The sequence below is a fragment of the Bacillus sp. PK5-006 genome, assembly GCF_054161415.1.
On record NZ_CP096414.1, the window covers coordinates 1,386,742 to 1,405,352 of the forward strand.

The 18,611-nt window shown below is 42.3% G+C and carries 18 protein-coding genes; 17 read left to right on the plus strand and 1 reads right to left on the minus strand.

Annotated elements, in window-relative coordinates; genetic code table 11:
* Positions 1 to 3: 3 nt before the first annotated feature.
* The 9 genes from lepA (at position 4) to mtaB (ending at position 11,102) form a co-directional block, all read left to right on the plus strand.
* Entirely contained in the window at positions 4 to 1,842 is a 1,839-nt protein-coding gene (lepA, locus tag M1D84_RS07145; RefSeq protein WP_024423038.1) for a translation elongation factor 4, read from the plus strand.
* A 114-nt stretch (positions 1,843 to 1,956) separates the two neighbouring features.
* Entirely contained in the window at positions 1,957 to 3,096 is a 1,140-nt protein-coding gene (gene hemW, locus M1D84_RS07150; protein WP_024423037.1) for a radical SAM family heme chaperone HemW, read from the plus strand.
* Positions 3,097 to 3,177: 81 nt separating this feature from the next.
* On the plus strand, positions 3,178 to 4,209 hold the full coding sequence (gene hrcA / locus M1D84_RS07155; protein WP_003217350.1) for a heat-inducible transcriptional repressor HrcA: 1,032 nt from the start codon (positions 3,178 to 3,180) through the stop codon (positions 4,207 to 4,209).
* Between the two features lie 63 nt (positions 4,210 to 4,272).
* Positions 4,273 to 4,830: a nucleotide exchange factor GrpE gene (gene grpE, locus M1D84_RS07160; protein ID WP_024423035.1), complete on the plus strand. Its 558-nt coding sequence runs from the start codon at positions 4,273 to 4,275 to the stop codon at positions 4,828 to 4,830.
* Positions 4,831 to 4,854: 24 nt separating this feature from the next.
* A complete protein-coding gene (gene dnaK / locus M1D84_RS07165; RefSeq protein ID WP_024423034.1) occupies positions 4,855 to 6,693 on the plus strand; it encodes a molecular chaperone DnaK in 1,839 nt (612 codons plus the stop codon).
* Positions 6,694 to 6,858: 165 nt separating this feature from the next.
* Positions 6,859 to 7,992, plus strand: a complete 1,134-nt coding sequence (dnaJ, locus tag M1D84_RS07170; RefSeq protein WP_024423033.1) for a molecular chaperone DnaJ — start codon at positions 6,859 to 6,861, stop codon at positions 7,990 to 7,992.
* A gap of 22 nt (positions 7,993 to 8,014) precedes the next feature.
* Positions 8,015 to 8,950 carry a 50S ribosomal protein L11 methyltransferase gene (gene prmA, locus M1D84_RS07175; protein ID WP_247721558.1) on the plus strand — a complete coding sequence of 312 codons (936 nt, stop codon included), beginning with the start codon at positions 8,015 to 8,017 and terminating at the stop codon, positions 8,948 to 8,950.
* A gap of 23 nt (positions 8,951 to 8,973) precedes the next feature.
* Positions 8,974 to 9,744: a 16S rRNA (uracil(1498)-N(3))-methyltransferase gene (locus tag M1D84_RS07180; protein WP_280149429.1), complete on the plus strand. Its 771-nt coding sequence runs from the start codon at positions 8,974 to 8,976 to the stop codon at positions 9,742 to 9,744.
* Positions 9,744 to 11,102, plus strand: coding sequence for a tRNA (N(6)-L-threonylcarbamoyladenosine(37)-C(2))-methylthiotransferase MtaB (mtaB, locus tag M1D84_RS07185; protein WP_024423030.1), 1,359 nt, complete (start codon positions 9,744 to 9,746; stop codon positions 11,100 to 11,102). The genes M1D84_RS07180 and mtaB overlap by 1 nt, the downstream gene beginning before the upstream one ends.
* A 41-nt stretch (positions 11,103 to 11,143) precedes the next feature.
* Here mtaB and M1D84_RS07190 read toward each other — a convergent pair whose 3' ends face one another.
* Entirely contained in the window at positions 11,144 to 12,073 is a 930-nt protein-coding gene (locus tag M1D84_RS07190) for a Na/Pi symporter (protein ID WP_076840451.1), read from the minus strand.
* A gap of 182 nt (positions 12,074 to 12,255) precedes the next feature.
* On the opposite strand from M1D84_RS07190, the gene rpsU reads away from it, so the two are divergent.
* The 8 genes from rpsU to M1D84_RS07230 all read left to right on the plus strand — a co-directional run bounded on the left by rpsU (position 12,256) and on the right by M1D84_RS07230 (position 18,547).
* Complete coding sequence (gene rpsU, locus M1D84_RS07195) at positions 12,256 to 12,429, plus strand: 30S ribosomal protein S21 (RefSeq protein ID WP_003152957.1); 174 nt, start codon at positions 12,256 to 12,258, stop codon at positions 12,427 to 12,429.
* Positions 12,430 to 12,443: 14 nt separating this feature from the next.
* Entirely contained in the window at positions 12,444 to 12,893 is a 450-nt protein-coding gene (locus tag M1D84_RS07200) for a GatB/YqeY domain-containing protein (protein ID WP_024423028.1), read from the plus strand.
* A gap of 141 nt (positions 12,894 to 13,034) precedes the next feature.
* Entirely contained in the window at positions 13,035 to 14,348 is a 1,314-nt protein-coding gene (locus M1D84_RS07205; RefSeq protein WP_039180060.1) for an NfeD family protein, read from the plus strand.
* Positions 14,349 to 14,375: 27 nt separating this feature from the next.
* Entirely contained in the window at positions 14,376 to 15,368 is a 993-nt protein-coding gene (floA, locus tag M1D84_RS07210) for a flotillin-like protein FloA (protein WP_024423026.1), read from the plus strand.
* A 31-nt stretch (positions 15,369 to 15,399) separates the two neighbouring features.
* Positions 15,400 to 15,888 carry a hypothetical protein gene (locus M1D84_RS07215; RefSeq protein ID WP_122631104.1) on the plus strand — a complete coding sequence of 163 codons (489 nt, stop codon included), beginning with the start codon at positions 15,400 to 15,402 and terminating at the stop codon, positions 15,886 to 15,888.
* 205 nt (positions 15,889 to 16,093) lie between these two features.
* On the plus strand, positions 16,094 to 16,375 hold the full coding sequence (gene yqfC / locus M1D84_RS07220) for a sporulation protein YqfC (RefSeq protein ID WP_012010618.1): 282 nt from the start codon (positions 16,094 to 16,096) through the stop codon (positions 16,373 to 16,375).
* 18 nt (positions 16,376 to 16,393) lie between these two features.
* Positions 16,394 to 17,584 (plus strand): sporulation protein YqfD, encoded by a 1,191-nt coding sequence (yqfD, locus tag M1D84_RS07225; protein ID WP_024427959.1) that lies wholly within the window; start codon positions 16,394 to 16,396, stop codon positions 17,582 to 17,584.
* Between the two features lie 3 nt (positions 17,585 to 17,587).
* Positions 17,588 to 18,547, plus strand: coding sequence for a PhoH family protein (locus M1D84_RS07230; RefSeq protein ID WP_024423023.1), 960 nt, complete (start codon positions 17,588 to 17,590; stop codon positions 18,545 to 18,547).
* Positions 18,548 to 18,611: the final 64 nt, after the last annotated feature.

Genomic DNA, 18,611 nt, shown 5'->3' on the forward strand with positions numbered 1-18,611 from the left:
ATTGTGACAGATAAAGAAAAACGATTAGAGCGGCAATCAAGAATTCGAAATTTCTCCATTATCGCCCATATTGACCATGGGAAATCCACATTGGCAGACCGTATTTTGGAAAAAACAGCGGCGATTACTCAACGGGAAATGAAAGAACAATTGCTTGATTCCATGGATTTAGAGCGTGAACGCGGCATAACGATTAAATTAAACTCTGTCCAGCTGAAGTATAAGGCGAAGGATGGGGAAGAATATATCATGCACCTGATTGATACACCAGGGCATGTCGACTTCACCTATGAGGTATCTCGAAGCCTAGCTGCCTGTGAGGGTGCGATTCTTGTAGTAGATGCAGCACAAGGAATTGAAGCACAGACACTTGCGAACGTTTATTTAGCTCTTGATAACAACTTAGAAATTCTTCCGATTATCAACAAAATTGATCTGCCAAGTGCAGAGCCTGAGCGTGTAAGAGAAGAAATTGAAGATGTCATCGGGTTGGATGCGTCTGAAGCTGTTCTCACCTCTGCTAAGGCGGGTATTGGAATCGAGGATATTTTAGAACAAATCGTTGAAAAGGTGCCGGCTCCCGCTGGAGATCCAGAAGCACCACTTCAAGCCCTTATTTTTGATTCTCTTTACGATGCGTATCGCGGCGTTATTGCGTACATACGAATTGTCGAAGGAACCGTCAGACCTGGTCAGAAAATTAAAATGATGGCGACGGGGAAAGAATTTGAAGTACTTGAAGTTGGCGTTTTCACACCAAAAGCCATGCCAACAGACGAACTCACCGTTGGAGATGTTGGCTACTTAACCGCTGCGATTAAAAATGTCGGTGATACACGTGTAGGGGATACGATCACAAGCGCGGAAAACCCTGCGAAAGAAGCACTTCCAGGATACAGAAAGCTAAACCCAATGGTATACTGCGGACTTTATCCAATTGATACTGCGAAATACAACGACTTACGTGAAGCGTTAGAAAAGCTTGAATTAAATGATTCTTCACTTCAATATGAGGCAGAGACATCCCAAGCACTTGGCTTCGGTTTCCGCTGCGGCTTCCTTGGAATGCTTCATATGGAAATCATCCAAGAACGGATTGAACGTGAATTTAAAATTGATCTGATTACGACAGCGCCAAGTGTTATTTATGATGTATATATGACAGATGGAGAAAAAATCGTCGTAGATAACCCATCCAATCTGCCTGATCCGCAAAAGATTGAGCGAATTGAAGAACCGTATGTAAAAGCAACAATGATGGTGCCGAATGACTATGTAGGCTCTGTGATGGAGCTTTGCCAAGGAAAGCGCGGGAATTTCATTGATATGCAGTATCTTGATGCGAACCGCGTGAGCATTGTGTACGAAATTCCTTTGGCAGAGATCGTATACGAATTCTTTGATCAGCTAAAATCCAACACAAAAGGCTATGCGTCCTTTGATTATGAGCTGATTGGCTATCGTCCTTCGACGCTGGTGAAGATGGATATCATGCTGAATGGCGAAAAAATCGATGCTCTTTCCTTTATTGTTCACCGCGATTATGCATATGAACGAGGCAAGATCATCGTAGAAAAGCTAAAAGAATTGATTCCACGCCAGCACTTTGAAGTGCCGGTTCAAGCAGCGATCGGTCAAAAAATCGTTGCTCGTTCCACCATTAAAGCGATGCGTAAAAACGTACTTGCTAAATGTTATGGTGGAGACATTTCCCGGAAAAGAAAGCTTCTTGAGAAGCAAAAAGAAGGGAAAAAGCGAATGAAGCAAGTGGGCTCTGTTGAAGTCCCGCAAGAAGCATTTATGGCTGTGCTGAAGATGGACGACAGCACACCAAAAAAATAACATCCTCAAGGCTACCTGCTTTACAATGTCTGCCTTGACGTTTATAGTCGATAACAAACAAAGACGCCGCAGCGATAAACTGCGGCTCTTTACCTGTAAAGAAGGTGTCATCAAATGAAAGCAGCATACATTCACATTCCATTTTGTGAGCATATTTGCCACTATTGTGATTTCAATAAATTTTTCATCAAAACGCAGCCAGTCGACGAATACTTAGCGGCTCTTGAGAAAGAGATGCAGCACACGATCGAGCAAAAAGGCGAGCAGGAACTAAAGACAATTTTTATTGGCGGGGGAACCCCGACATCACTGACTGTCAGTCAGCTAGACAAGCTCATGAACAGCATTCACAGCGTATTAAAGCCGACAAAAAATCTGATTGAATTTGCAGTAGAAGCAAACCCAGATGAATTATCACTCGAGAAGTTGCATGTGCTTAAAGCAGCCGGCGTGAATCGGCTGAGCTTTGGCGTTCAAACCTTTGAAGACGATTTGCTCAAGAAAATTGGACGAGTTCATCAAAAGAAGGATGTCCTTACCTCCTTTGAGCGAGCTAGAGCGGTTGGATTTGACAATATTAGCCTCGATCTCATGTTTGGCTTGCCGCATCAAGAAAAGCATCATGTGATGAATTCACTTGAGACGGCTTTCTCGCTGGGGGCAGAGCATTATTCGGTTTACTCACTCATCGTCGAGCCGAAAACCGTTTTTTACAACTTAATGCAAAAAGGAAAACTTCATTTACCGCCGCAAGAACGTGAGGCTGAAATGTATGAGCTTGTGATGGATGAAATGGAGCGCCATGGGTTAAAGCAGTACGAAATTAGCAATTACGCCAAACCTGGCTTTGAAAGCCAGCATAACCTGACCTATTGGAGCAATGAAGATTACTTCGGTTTTGGTGCAGGCGCACACGGGTATGTAGATGGCATCCGAAATGTGAACGCAGGGCCGGTGAAACATTATTTGGAGCTGATTGACCAAACAGGTTTCCCGTATAAGGAAACACATCAGGTCACAAAAGCAGAGCAAATAGAAGAAGAAATGTTTTTAGGTCTTCGAAAAATCGAAGGGGTGAAAAGCGCTGATTTCCAAGCAAAATATGGTGCTGCACCAGAAGCACTTTTTTCCACTGTTCTTGAAGATTTAGAAGAAAAAGGCCTCATTGTAAAAGATGACAAGGGGATACGTTTAACAAGAAAAGGAAAATTGTTAGGCAATGAAGTATTTCAAGCGTTTCTCGGTGAGTTATAATTGACATTTTAATTTGAGTTTGGTAATTTTGTTTATACAATTAGCACTCGTTGAAAGAGAGTGCTAACAGGGGTGATGATGATGTTAACAAATCGTCAGCTTTTGATTCTGCAAGTCATCATTAATGACTTTATTCGTTCGGCGCAGCCAGTTGGATCAAGGACTCTTTCTAAAAAAGAAGACATTACATTCAGCTCTGCGACGATTAGAAACGAAATGGCTGATTTGGAGGAACTTGGTTTTATTGAAAAGACCCATTCTTCATCAGGAAGAATTCCTTCCGAAAAAGGATATCGTTATTATGTAGATCATTTGCTCTCTCCGCGAAAACTGTCGTCTAAAGAGCTTGTGCTCATCCAGTCGGCCTTTCAGGAGAAAATTTTTGAGCTGGAAAAGACAGTTCAAAAATCGGCGGAAATTTTATCAGATCTCACAAACTATACATCGATTGTGCTTGGTCCGAAGCTAAGTGAAAATCGATTAAAGCAAATTCAGCTTGTCCCTGTTCAGCCAAACAAAGCAGTGGCGATCATGATTACAGACAGCGGACATGTTGAAAACAAAACCATTACCTTCTCTGAGCATCTCGATGTCTCCGATATTGAGAAGCTGATGAATATTTTAAACAGCCGCCTAGCCGGAGTCCCGATGGATCAGCTGAAGGACAGAATGTATAAAGAAGTTGTGATGCTTCTTCGTACGCATTTAAAAGATTATGATCATATTTTAGATGCGCTCGGCAATACATTTACATCGACTCAAAATGAATCAAAACTTTTCTTTGGCGGGAAGATTAATATGTTGAATCAGCCGGAGTTTCATGACATTGACCGCATCCGTTCACTCATGATGCTTATTGAGCAAAAGAATGATGTCATGCAGCTGTTTCATCCAAATCAGCAAGGAATCACCATTAAAATCGGTTCAGAAAACAATTTGGAAGCGATGGAGAACTGCAGTTTAATCACAGCTACTTATTCGATTGATCAAAAATCACTCGGCTCCATTGCCGTCATTGGTCCAACCCGTATGGATTATGGCAGGGTTGTCAGTCTCTTGCATCATGTATCAAAAGACTTGTCAAACGCACTTTCCAATTTGTATGATGAGTAGGGTGATAAAAGATAGGGGCACAGCCCCTTCGTATTTTTGAATCTTTTGAGGGAGGTGAACACAATGTCAGAAGAAAAACAGACACCTGAGCAAGAAGCAGAGGTTGAAGCACAAGAAGAAGCAGTTCAAGCAGATACTGAGGAAGTAACAAATGATGAACAGTCTGCCTTCCAAGAAAAAATCGATGAATTGCAGCAGCTTCTAGATGAAAAAGAAAACAAAATTCTGCGTGTTCAAGCGGATTTTGAAAACTATAAACGCCGTGCTCGAACTGAAGTGGAGACCGTGCAAAAATATCGTTCTCAACATGTTGTCAGTGATCTTCTCCCAGCTCTTGATAACTTTGAAAGAGCGCTTGGAATTGATCCAGACAATGAGCAGACGAAAAGTTTGTTAGAAGGAATGCAAATGGTTTACCGCCAGCTGGTAGAAGCGTTGAAAAATGAAGGCGTTGAACCAATTGAAGCTGTCGGCAAAGAGTTCGATCCAAACCTTCATCAAGCCGTCATGCAAGTTGAAGATGAAAACTACGATTCAAATATCGTTGTAGAAGAATTGCAAAAGGGCTATAAACTCAAAGACCGAGTTATTCGTCCATCAATGGTAAAAGTAAATCAATAACTACATAATGGGAGGTCATCGAATATGAGTAAAATCATTGGGATTGACTTAGGAACAACAAACTCATGTGTTGCAGTACTTGAAGGCGGCGAGCCAAAAGTCATTGCTAACGCTGAAGGAGCACGTACAACACCATCTGTTGTCGCTTTTAAAAACGGAGAGCGCCAAGTGGGTGAAGTAGCAAAACGTCAATCAATTACAAACCCGAACACGATCATGTCTGTTAAAAGACATATGGGTACTGATTATAAAGTAGAAGTTGAAGGCAAGAACTATACACCGCAGGAAATCTCTGCGATTATTCTTCAGCACCTTAAATCTTACGCTGAAGGCTATCTTGGCGAAGAAGTAACAAAAGCTGTTATCACAGTTCCTGCTTACTTCAACGATGCAGAACGTCAAGCAACGAAAGATGCTGGTAAAATTGCTGGTCTTGAAGTAGAACGTATCATCAACGAACCAACAGCAGCTGCACTTGCGTATGGTTTAGATAAAACAGAAGAAGATCAAACGATTCTTGTATACGACCTTGGCGGCGGTACATTTGACGTATCGATCCTTGAGCTTGGAGACGGCGTCTTTGAAGTGCGCTCAACTGCTGGGGACAACCGTCTAGGTGGAGACGATTTTGACCAAGTCATCATTGATCACCTAGTGGCTGAATTCAAAAAAGAAAATGGCATTGATCTTTCTAAAGATAAAATGGCGCTTCAGCGTTTAAAAGATGCTGCTGAAAAAGCGAAAAAAGATCTTTCTGGTGTATCTTCTACACAAATCTCACTGCCATTTATCACAGCTGGAGAAGCAGGACCTCTTCACCTTGAATTAACGTTAACACGTGCTAAATTCGAAGAGCTTTCTGCAGATCTTGTAGAGCGTACAATGACACCTGTACGTCAAGCACTGAAAGATGCTGGTTTATCTGCTAGCGAGATTGATAAAGTCATCCTTGTAGGTGGCTCAACTCGTATTCCTGCAGTACAAGAAGCAATCAAAAAAGAAACAGGCAAAGAGCCTCATAAAGGTGTAAACCCTGATGAAGTAGTTGCACTTGGTGCAGCGATCCAAGGTGGAGTGATCACAGGGGATGTCAAAGACGTTGTTCTTCTTGACGTAACACCACTTTCTTTAGGAATTGAAACAATGGGCGGCGTATTCACGAAGCTGATTGAACGCAATACAACAATTCCAACAAGTAAATCTCAAGTATTCTCAACAGCTGCTGACAACCAAACAGCTGTAGATATCCATGTCCTGCAAGGTGAGCGCCCAATGGCTGCAGATAACAAAACATTAGGCCGCTTCCAATTGACTGATATCCCGCCAGCACCACGCGGCGTACCGCAAATCGAAGTATCTTTTGATATCGATAAAAACGGTATTGTCAACGTACGTGCGAAAGATATGGGTACAGGCAAAGAGCAAAACATCACAATCAAATCTTCTTCAGGTCTTTCTGATGATGAGATCGAAAAAATGGTCAAAGAAGCAGAAGAAAATGCTGAAGCAGATGCGAAGAAAAAAGAAGAAATCGAAGTGCGCAACGAAGCAGATCAATTAGTGTTTACAACTGAAAAAACATTAAAAGATCTAGAAGGCAAAATCGATGAAGAGCAAGTGAAAAAAGCAAATGACGCGAAAGATGCGCTAAAAGCTGCGATCGAAAAAGGCGAGTTTGAAGACATCAAAGCGAAAAAAGATGAGCTGCAAACAATCGTTCAAGAATTAACGACAAAGCTCTATGAAGAAGCTGCAAAACAAGCACAAGCTCAGCAAGAAGGCGCTGAAGGTGCTCAAAAAGCAGATGACAATGTAGTGGATGCAGAATACGAAGAAGTAAACGACGATCAAGAGAAAAAATAATCACCTTTACTTTTGAAAAAGACTGCTGAAACGTACTCGTCAGAAAGTCAAAGTCAGGATCTCTTGGCTTTGACTTTTTTTCTTTTCAACGATGAAAGGAATTGAAAAAGGTTAAATCAAAATGATACAATCGTATTTATGTGAGAAAATCGGGAGTGTGAAGAGATGAGTAAGCGTGATTACTATGAAGTGCTTGGCGTAAGTAAGAGCGCCTCAAAGGACGAAATCAAAAAGGCATACCGCAAGCTTTCAAAAAAGTATCACCCTGATATTAATAAAGAAGCTGGCTCAGATGAGAAATTCAAAGAAGTAAAAGAAGCCTATGAAACCCTTTCTGATGATCAAAAACGTTCGCATTATGACCAGTTCGGTCATACCGATCCAAACCAAGGCTTTGGCGGCGGCGGTTTTGGCGGAGGAGGAGACTTTGGCGGCTTCGGCGGCTTTGATGACATCTTCTCTAGTATTTTTGGCGGCGGAGCCAGAAGAAGAGATCCAAATGCACCGCGCCAAGGAGCGGACCTGCAATATACAATGACGCTTTCGTTTGAAGAAGCGGCATTTGGAAAAGAAGCAACCATTGAAATCCCTCGTGAAGAAACTTGTGAAACATGTCATGGATCAGGTGCAAAGCCTGGTACGCAGGCAAAAACCTGTTCACATTGCGGCGGTTCTGGTCAATTAAATGTTGAGCAATCCACTCCGTTTGGTAAAGTGGTCAACCGCAGAGTATGTAACTACTGCAGCGGAACAGGGAAACAAATCGACCATAAATGTTCAACATGCGGCGGCTCTGGCAAAGTGCGTAAGCGTAAGAAAATTAACGTGACGATTCCTGCAGGCGTTGATGATGGCCAGCAGCTTAGAGTGTCTGGCCAAGGTGAACCAGGTGTAAATGGCGGACCTCCAGGCGATCTATTTGTTGTGTTCCATGTGCGTGCGCATGAATTCTTCGAACGTGATGGAGATGACATTTACTGCGAGATGCCGCTCACCTTTGCCCAAGCTGCACTAGGTGACGAAATTGAAGTGCCGACATTACACGGAAAAGTAAAATTAAAAGTTCCTGCTGGCACTCAAACTGGCACGAAGTTTAGACTCAAAGGAAAAGGTGTGAAAAATGTACGCGGCTACGGCCAAGGCGATCAGCATATCGTTGTACGTGTTGTCACACCGACAAATTTAACAGACAATCAAAAAGATATCATTAGAAAATTTGCTGAAGTGAGCGGAAATAAACCAGACGAACAAGAAATGAGCTTCTTCGATAAGGTAAAACGCGCATTTAAAGGCGAGTAAGACGGATAAGGAGTTGGTAGTATTGAAGTGGTCAGAAATTAGCGTCCATACAACAAATGAAGCGGTGGAACCGATCACCAATATTTTGCATGAAGCAGGTGCAAGTGGTGTCGTGATTGAGGACCCGCTTGATTTAATCAAGGAACGTGAAAATGTATACGGTGAGATCTACCAGCTCGATCCGAATGACTATCCGGATGAAGGTGTCATTGTGAAAGCCTATCTTCCAATGAACAGCTTTTTGATGGAAACGGTAGATGAGATCAAAGAAGCCATCAACAATCTTCTTCTATACGATATTGACCTTGGACGCAATACACTGTCAATTTGTGAAGTAAATGAAGAAGAATGGGCCACCGCCTGGAAGAAATACTATCATCCTGTGAAAATCTCTGAAAAATTCACCATCGTTCCAACGTGGGAAGAATATACACCGGTTCATTCTGATGAACTGATTATTGAAATGGATCCTGGAATGGCATTTGGAACAGGTACGCATCCAACAACCGTCCTTTGCATTCAGGCGCTTGAGCGCTACGTGAAGGAAAACGATACGGTGATTGATGTTGGAACAGGCTCTGGAATTTTAAGTGTGGCAGCAGCGATGCTTGGTGCAAAGGACATTCAAGCCTTTGATCTCGACACCGTTGCGGTAGAAAGTGCGAAGCAAAACATCAAACTAAATGGTGTAAGTGACCAAGTGACGGTCAAACAAAACAATTTGCTTGATGGAATTTCAGGTGAGCGTGATGTGATTGTCGCCAACATTCTGGCAGAAGTGATTTTGCGCTTTACAGATCAAGCCTATGACCTATTGAAGAAAGATGGCTATTTCATTACATCAGGCATCATTGGACAAAAGAAATTACAGGTCAAAACAGCATTAGAAGAAGCAGGTTTTGACATTGTTGAAGTGCTGTCAATGGAAGATTGGGTCAGCATTATAGCGAAAAAATAAAGCGAGTAGGTGTCAGGACACGTATGCAACGATATTTTATCGACCTCACGAAAGAAGAAGTGACGTTAAAGGGAGCCATCGTTATAAAAGGTGAAGATGTACATCATCTTTCCAATGTCATGCGGATGAAAGCAGGGCAGGTAATCCTTTGTTTAACGACAGACGGCTTTGAAGCGCTCAGTAAAATTGATACAATAACAAAGGAAGAAGTGATTTGCCACCTTGAAAGCTGGACAAATCAGGACAGAGAACTTCCGATTAGGGTGACGATTGCAAGCGGTCTTCCAAAAGGAGATAAGCTTGAGCTCATTATCCAAAAAGGCACAGAGCTTGGCGCAAGTGCTTTTATCCCGTTTCAAGCGGCTCGTTCTATTACAAAGCTTGACCAAAAAAAGTCACATAAAAAACGAGAGCGCTGGGAGAAAATTGCGAAAGAAGCAGCCGAGCAGTCCTACCGGAATATCATTCCCCGTGTTTATTCAGTATCAACGTTTAAAGAGCTGACGCAATTAGCTGGTGAATTCGATAAATGTGTCGTTGCATACGAAGAATCATCGAAAGAAGGAGAGCAAAGCCGTTTTCAAACTGTGCTTCAACAGATGAAAGGCGGACAAACCTTGCTAGTGGTTTTTGGCCCTGAAGGCGGTTTGGCAGAAAAGGAGATTGAAGAGCTTGAAACGCTTGGTGCAGTCATTTGCGGGCTTGGACCACGCATTTTAAGAACAGAAACTGCTCCTTTATATGCGCTTTCTGCTATATCTTATCAAACAGAGTTATTAAGAGGTGAATCATGATGGGAACAGTAGCGTTCCATACACTTGGCTGTAAGGTCAACCACTATGAAACAGAGGCGATCTGGCAGCTGTTTAAAGAAGCTGGCTATGAAAGAAAAGAGTATGAATCAAAAGCAGACGTATATGTCATTAATACATGTACGGTCACGAATACAGGCGATAAGAAAAGCCGCCAAGTCATTAGAAGAGCCATTCGTCATAACCCGGATGGTGTCATTTGTGTAACAGGCTGCTATGCGCAAACATCACCAGCAGAAATCATGGCGATTCCTGGTGTTGATATTGTGGTTGGAACACAGGACCGACATAAATTACTAGGCTATATTGAAGAATACCGCAGAGAAAGACAGCCGATCAACGGGGTTGGCAATATCATGAAAGCACGTGTGTTTGAAGAACTTGATGTTCCTGCCTTCACAGACAGAACGCGCGCTTCATTAAAAATCCAAGAAGGCTGTAACAATTTCTGTACATTCTGCATTATTCCTTGGGCGCGCGGCCTTCTTCGTTCTCGTGATCCAGAAGAGGTCATCAATCAAGCGCAGCAGCTTGTTGATGCGGGCTATAAAGAAATTGTGCTTACAGGTATTCACACAGGCGGATACGGAGAAGACTTAAAGGATTATAACTTTGCAAAGCTTCTGAGAGAATTAGATGAACGTGTTATTGGCTTGAAACGAATCCGTATTTCATCTATTGAAGCAAGTCAAATTACAGATGAAGTGATTGAAGTGCTTGATCAGTCAGATAAAATTGTCAGACACTTACACATCCCGCTTCAATCTGGCTCAAATACTGTGCTGAAAAGAATGCGCCGTAAATATACGATGGAATTCTTTGCAGAGCGTTTAACAAAGCTGAAAAAAGCATTGCCAGGACTTGCTGTCACCTCTGATGTAATCGTTGGATTCCCTGGGGAAACAGAAGAAGAGTTCTTGGAAACGTACAATTTTGTCAAAGACCATCAATTCTCTGAGCTGCATGTATTCCCTTACAGCAAACGTACAGGTACCCCGGCTGCAAGAATGGAAGATCAAGTGGATGAAAATGTGAAAAACGAACGTGTCCACCGTTTGATCGCTCTTTCTGACCAGCTTGCGAAAGAGTATGCATCAGCATACGAAGGTGATGTGCTAGAGATTATTCCGGAAGAATCCTTCAAAGAACAAGAAGGAAACCACAATCTTTATGTTGGTTATACCGATAACTACATGAAAGTTGTTTTTGAAGGGACAGAGGACATGATCGGCCGTCTGGTCAAAGTGAAAATTACGAAAGCGGGCTATCCTTATAACGAAGGACAATTCGTTCGCATCAGCGATGATGTGCAGCCAGACAAAGTGAGAATGACCTCATAATAGATAAAAAACCGGCAGCCAAAAGGGCAAGCCGGTTTCTTTTATTTTGACTGATTCGGCATGAGACACAAGATCAATGCGTGAAAAGGTCGAATGAACGGAAAGAAGAGGAGAGAGCTTGCCACATTAAACAGCAGGCTGAAATGCGCAATCTGCTGGGCAGGAGAGCTTGCGAGAAGGGCGACAACCTCTGTGATCAGGGCGAGAAACGGCAGGCATAAAAGAACCCCAAGCACATTAAACACGACGTGTGCATAAGCCGTTTGACGTGCTGCGTAGCCGCCGGATATCGCAGCCATCACAGCCGTAATACATGTCCCAATATTGGACCCCAACACAAAGCTGATACCTTCCTGAAGTGCCACAGTTCCCTCATTCATAAATCCCATTAAAATACCGATACAGACTGAGCTCGAATGAACAATTGCTGTGAAAATGGTACCCGAAAGCAGCGCTGTCCAGTCTGAATGCTGCATCATTTCAAGAAAACGCAATGTCTCAGGCTGGCTTGTCATCATCCCTGCAATTTTCGAAAAGCCTTGTATGCAAAAAAAGATCATCCCGAGCCCAAATAAACTTTTACCTGCATGTCTAAAAGATGTCCTGCCAAAAAGAATAAATACAAGACCGGCTATGATCAAAACCCACATGAACACGTCCATTTTAATGGCGATAAATTCTGTCGTAAACGTGGAGCCGATATTGGTTCCAAGAATCATTGGGATCGATTTTTTAAAAGAGAGAATGCCAGTACTGACAAAGCCAATGACGATAACCATAAACGCCGAACTGCTTTGTAGAACCCCTGTAAACACAATGCTGACCAAGAATGCTTTGACCGGGTGATCTGTAAAGAGAAGAAGTGATTTCTCAATACGAGACGAAGCAAGCGCCATTAATCCTTTTCTCAGCAAGCCCATTGACCATAAAAAAATGAAAATAAGTGCACAAAAATAAATGATCGCCATCATAGAAAAGTCCTCCTCTTACCAATGAATATATGGACTTGTCTACCTGCTCATGACGAAAATATATTTCCAAATCACTTAGTTGACCTCACACTGGGCTTATATTATAATGTCTAGGTACATGTTTTGCATGTATATCTTTTTTTAATGCAGTCGATTGGTGTATTCGGAGGGAGGGAAAGAGAATGTCAAAAACGGTCGTTAGAAAAAACGAATCGCTTGAAGATGCTCTTCGTCGCTTTAAACGCAGTGTATCCAAAACTGGAACATTGCAAGAAGCAAGAAAGCGTGAATTTTATGAAAAGCCTAGCGTAAAGCGCAAGAAAAAGTCTGAAGCTGCTAGAAAACGTAAATTCTAAAGAGGGTGGATTTTATGAGTCTTCTTGAGCAATTAAATTCTGATATGAAGCTTATGATGAAAAACCGTGAGAAAGACAAGCTTGTTGTCATTCGTATGGTAAAGGCTTCGCTGCAAAATGAAGCAATTAAGCTTAAGAAAGACAGTTTGACCGGCGATGAGGAACTAACCGTCCTTTCCCGCGAGATTAAGCAACGTAAAGACTCCCTCCATGAATTTTCGAAAGCTAATCGCTTAGATTTAGTAGATAAAGTTCAAAAAGAGATTGACATATTAGACGTTTATTTACCTGAACAGCTTTCTGAAGAAGAACTGCAAACGATCGTGAAAGAAACGATTACTGAAACAGGTGCTTCCTCGAAGGCTGATATGGGTAAAGTCATGAGCGCTATTATGCCAAAAGTAAAAGGTAAAGCTGATGGAGCTGTCATTAACAGACTTGTCAGCGAGCAGCTGTCTCAATAAAAAAGTATCCTTCTATTGTTAGAAGGGTACTTTTTTTATGCCCTCGTGATTCTGTCATATAAAAATGAAACCTATGATACATTTGTAACGTATGTAAAGGAACAGTAAAATGGAAGAAAGAGAGGAGGGATCACCAAATAGATGAAAAAAATAAAAATTTCTATTGCTCTCTTCAGTTGTTTTATAATATGCTTGTTATTAGGGGTTCAATTGACCGCGAAATCAGCAGATCAGAAAGTTCATGTTATCCCAATTGAAGATACAGTAGAAAAAGGACTTTCTAAATTCATTGAACGATCGTTTGAGCAGGCAAAGTCGGAGCGGGCGAAGCATATTATTCTCGACATCAATACACCAGGTGGTGCAGTCGATGCAGCGCTTGAGATCGCAGATACGATTCGTGCTTCCGATATCCCAGTGACAGCGTTTGTCAATCATAGAGCGCTTTCAGCCGGGGCCTTCATCGCGCTAAATGCCGATCAAATTTATATGACCCCGAATGGAAAGATGGGGGCTGCTGCGATCATCGATGGAGAAGGCAATGCTGCCGATCAAAAATCTGAATCTCTATGGCTTGCTGAAATGAGTGATGCTGCCGAAAAGCAGGGGCGTGATCCAAAGTATGCTCTTGCCATGGCGGATATAGATATAGACGCAAAAGAAGCCGGTGCACCAAAAGGAGAATTGCTCACCTTCAACACAGACCGGGCGCTTAAATTCGGTTATGCAGAAGGAGAAGCAAAAAATATGGATGACTTGCTTCAGAAGCTGAAATTAAAAGATGCTTCTGTTCAATACGATGAAGTGAGCTTTGCTGAAAAGGTTGCGCGTTTTCTTACGCACCCAATTGTCATTCCAATCCTTTTATCCATTGCAAGTTTAGGGTTAGTTGTTGAGCTCTATTCTCCTGGCTTTGGGGTCCCGGGCACCATGGGAGTGACAGCGCTTCTTCTATTCTTTTATGGTCATCTCGTGGCAGGTTTTGCAGGATATGAGACGTTGTTCCTGTTTTTAGCAGGGATTGCACTCATCATTCTGGAATTGTTTTTGCCAGGGGGAATCGTAGGTGTCATTGGACTGATCTGTGTCGTTGTCAGCTTATTTTTAGCAGCTGGAAGCTTTACAGAAATGGCGATTTCCATCTTGATTGCCACTGCTGTTTCAATCATAGCAGTTATTTTATTGACAAAGGTGTTGGGGAAACGTATGAAATTCTTTAAAAAGTTCATTTTAACCGATTCAACCAATAAGGAAAGCGGTTATGTCTCAAATGAAACAAGAGAGGATCTTGTTGGACAAATCGCAGTGACAGCTACTGCACTTCGTCCATCTGGTACGATCGTACTCGGAGATGAGCGCATTGATGTGGTGTCAGAAGGTGCCTTTATCGATAAAGATGAACAAGTAAAAATTGTGAAAGCGGAAGGCTCACGCATTGTCGTGAGGAAAGTATAGATATACTGATTTTAGAGGAGGAATAAAATGGATCCATCTACTTTACTATTATTTGTGATTATCGCAGCAGGTTTGATTGTTCTATCGATCTTTTTCACCTTTGTACCGGTGATGCTGTGGATTTCTGCCCTAGCGGCTGGCGTAAAAGTGAGCATTTTTACACTTGTCGGAATGAGACTGCGCCGAGTGATTCCAAACCGAGTGGTCAACCCGCTCATCAAAGCACATAAAGCAGGTCTTGATGTGACGATTAACCAGCTGGAGAGCCACTATCTTGCAGGTGGTAACGTGGACCGAGTTGTGAACGCATTAATTGCAGCTCAACGCGCGAATATCGAATTGAACTTTGCCCGCTGTGCAGCCATCGACCTAGCAGGCCGTGACGTACTAGAAGCAGTTCAAATGAGTGTAAATCCTAAAGTCATTGAAACACCATTTATCTCTGGTGTTGCGATGGACGGGATTGAAGTCAAAGCAAAAGCACGTATTACCGTTCGTGCAAACATCGACCGACTTGTCGGTGGTGCAGGGGAAGAAACAATTATTGCCCGTGTAGGTGAAGGGATTGTCTCTACAATCGGTTCATCAGATAATCATAAAAAGGTTCTTGAGAATCCTGATATGATTTCTCAAACGGTTCTTGGTAAAGGATTAGATTCAGGTACTGCATTTGAAATTCTCTCGATTGATATCGCAGATGTTGATATCGGTAAGAACATCGGGGCAATTCTGCAAACAGACCAAGCAGAAGCAGACAAAAACATTGCACAGGCGAAAGCAGAAGAACGCCGCGCAATGGCTGTTGCACAAGAACAAGAGATGCGTGCGAAAGTTGAAGAAATGCGCGCGAAAGTCGTAGAAGCAGAGGCTGAAGTACCACTTGCAATGGCTGAAGCATTACGTGAAGGCAATATTGGTGTCATGGACTACATGAACATTAAGAATATCGATGCTGATACGGATATGAGAGATTCATTTGGCAAAATGACAAAAGGTCCATCTGATAATGAAAACAAATAAGCATCCTCTCACGCTTTAAGGAGGGAGCCCATTGGACATTCTATTTGAAAATCCGCTACTAATTGCGATTATCATCGGTATCATCTCTGCCGTCTTTGGGAAGATCGGTAAACAAGAGGAGAACGAAGAGCAGAATCAGCAAAAGAAGCCCGCTCCTCAGCGTAAGCAGGTGCCCCAAAAGCAAACAAGTCCAGATCCAGTCGTGACTGATCAGCTGGACGATTTCGGCGATGTACATGATCATGGCGGGATGAAGAAAAAAATTTCTCAGTCCTTACAAGATCGCTATACGGCTACACTTGCCGAAATGGAAGAAAGAAAAAACGAGCTGAACAAAGAGTTCCAATCGCTTGAAAGAGAGCTGACAAGGCCAAAGGCTGCATCTGCTGAAATGAGGCCAAAATTCATTGAGAAGGTGAACCAAGATACAATTGTTCAAGGAATGATCCTTGGAGAAGTATTTGGAGAGCCGCGCGCGAAAAAGCCGCACAGAACGATGAAACGGCCATATAAAAGATAAAGAAGAAAGCCCCCTTTTTCATAAAGGGGGCTTTTTTTGCCTGAGGACGATTTTACTTAAGGAAAATCCTTAAAAGGCTATTTTACGGGATTCATTAGCATGATATGAACCCCTGAGGAATAGGATGATACAGAGGCTTTCTCATCAGTCTCACCATCTTTCAGTTTGATCTCATACACATGAGGTGGGAAGGGGTTCTTATTGAATGGGAAAAAGAAAAAATCGACTTAAAGCATGGCTGACAAGAACACTTGAAATCCCTCCAGACGTGATGATGGATCTTCCCCGTATTACGATGGTTGGCAGACTCCACATTTACATAGAGAACCATAAAGGGCTTTTGCTTTTCAGTGATCAAGAGGTAAGGCTGATGCTCAAACAGGGACAATGCATTATTTCAGGGAAAGATTTTGTGATTAAAACGATTTTGCCAGAAGAGATTTTATTGGAAGGGAAAATCGATGAGGTCCGTTATATTGATTCTTAACTGACGGAGGGGAGAAGCGTGAAGAATAAATGGTTCGCCTATTTTATTGGCAGAGTGGAAGTGGAGATCAAAGGAAATGGCATTGAGCGGCTTATTAATGAGTGCACGAGGCAGGGGATCACAATGTTTCAAGTGAGCCGCCGTCAAGACAGCGTGCGCTTATTTATTCGCTTATCAGATGTACATGCCTTCAGAAAGGTACGTAGACATCATGACGTGACATGTTCATTTCATCAAAAAAAGGGCTTTCCATTTCTACTTCTATGGTCAAGGAAGAATATCGGATTTACCCTTGGGATTGTATGCTTTCTAGTGACGATATTGGCGCTTTCAAACATGGTATGGAAAATTGATATTAAAGGAGCCAATCCAGAAACTGAACATCAAATGAGAAAGCATTTAGACGACATCGGGGTGCAAAAAGGACGTTTTCAGTTTCTAATGGGAACACCTGAAAAAATTCAAAAATCCCTGACAACCAATATTCCAAGCATCACATGGGTCGGTGTAGAACTAAACGGCACAACCTTTCAAATGAAAGTTGTGGAAAAAAATGAACCCGAAAAAGAAAAATACACGAGTCCTCAGCATATCGTTGCCAAGAAAAAGGCTGTCATCACGAGAATGTATGTAGAAAAAGGAGAGCCGCTCGCCGCGGTTGATGAACATGTAAAGAAAGGACAGATGCTTGTCTCTGGACTTATTGGCAGCGAAGATCAGCAAAAAACGGTAGGAGCCAAAGCGAAAATCTATGGTGAAACGTGGTATCGGTCTGAAGTTTCTGTCCCTCTTCGAACATCTTTTGACGTCTTTACGGGTAAAATGAAGACAAAGCACAAGCTCTCCGCATTTGGAGGCTCACTGCCATTTTGGGGCTTTTCTTTTAAAAAGGATGATTTTAAGCAGCCAAAAACAGAAACAGAAGTTCATCCGCTTCATTTCTTAAACATGCAGCTCCCGTTCTCTTATGAAAAGGAAATCACACGCGAAAGTGAGAAAATAAATCGAGAATACACAAATAAAGAAGCGGTTCAAGCAGGGATTAAAATGGGTAAAAAAGAATTAGAAGAGAAGCTAGGTCAAACAGGAGAGGTGAAAAGTGAAAAAGTTTTGCACGAGACAACAGGGAATGGTAAAGTTAAGTTAATCATCCTTTACCAAGTAATAGAAGATATTGTTCAACCAACACCTATTGTTCAGGGAGACTAGAGAATGACAGAACATTTACTTGAGATTCAACAAAAATTGGATAGCCCAAACGAAGCGATTGCTTTATTTGGCAATCAAGATGCTTATCTGAAACTAATGGAAAACGAGCTGAACGTCTCCATTATTACGCGTGGAGAAAAAGTGTATGTTTCTGGTGAGGAAGCATCAAGAGATACAGTAAGCCGTTTGATCACATCTCTTTTACATCTCATCCGTAAAGGAATCGAGATATCTGAACGGGATGTCGTTTATGCCATTAAAATGGCGCAAAAAAACAAGCTGAATTATTTTGAAAATATGTATGAAGATGAAATTACGAAAAATGCCAAAGGAAAATCGATCAGGGTGAAAACAATCGGCCAGCGGGAATATGCTGCGGCGATGAAAAAAGATGACCTGGTCTTTGGAATTGGACCCGCTGGTACAGGGAAGACGTATTTGGCAGTTGTCAATGCGGTCCATTCACTGAAAAATGGACATGTAAAACGGATTATCCTGACAAGACCAGCTGTTGAAGCAGGAGAGAGTCTTGGTTTTTTACCAGGTGATCTAAAGGAAAAAGTAGATCCTTATTTAAGACCACTATATGATGCCCTGCATGATGTGCTTGGCAGTGATCATACGGAACGTTTAATCGAGCGCGGCGTGATTGAAATAGCGCCCCTTGCCTATATGAGAGGCCGGACGCTTGATGATGCATTTGTGATTTTAGATGAAGCGCAGAATACAACACCTGCCCAAATGAAAATGTTTTTGACGAGACTTGGGTTTGGCTCTAAAATGGTCATTACAGGAGATATTACACAGATCGATCTGCCAAAGGGCATGCAGTCAGGTCTTGCGGCTGCAAAGGACATGCTTGCAGAGATCAAGGGCATCTCATTTATTGAATTAGACCAGACAGATGTGGTCAGACACCCGCTTGTGGCGAAGATCATTGGCGCATACGAAAAGCAAAAATGAACTGAGTGACCCGATCGTCTTCATCGGGTCATTTTGTTTCGATCGTGGTTTAAAGTAAAAAAGG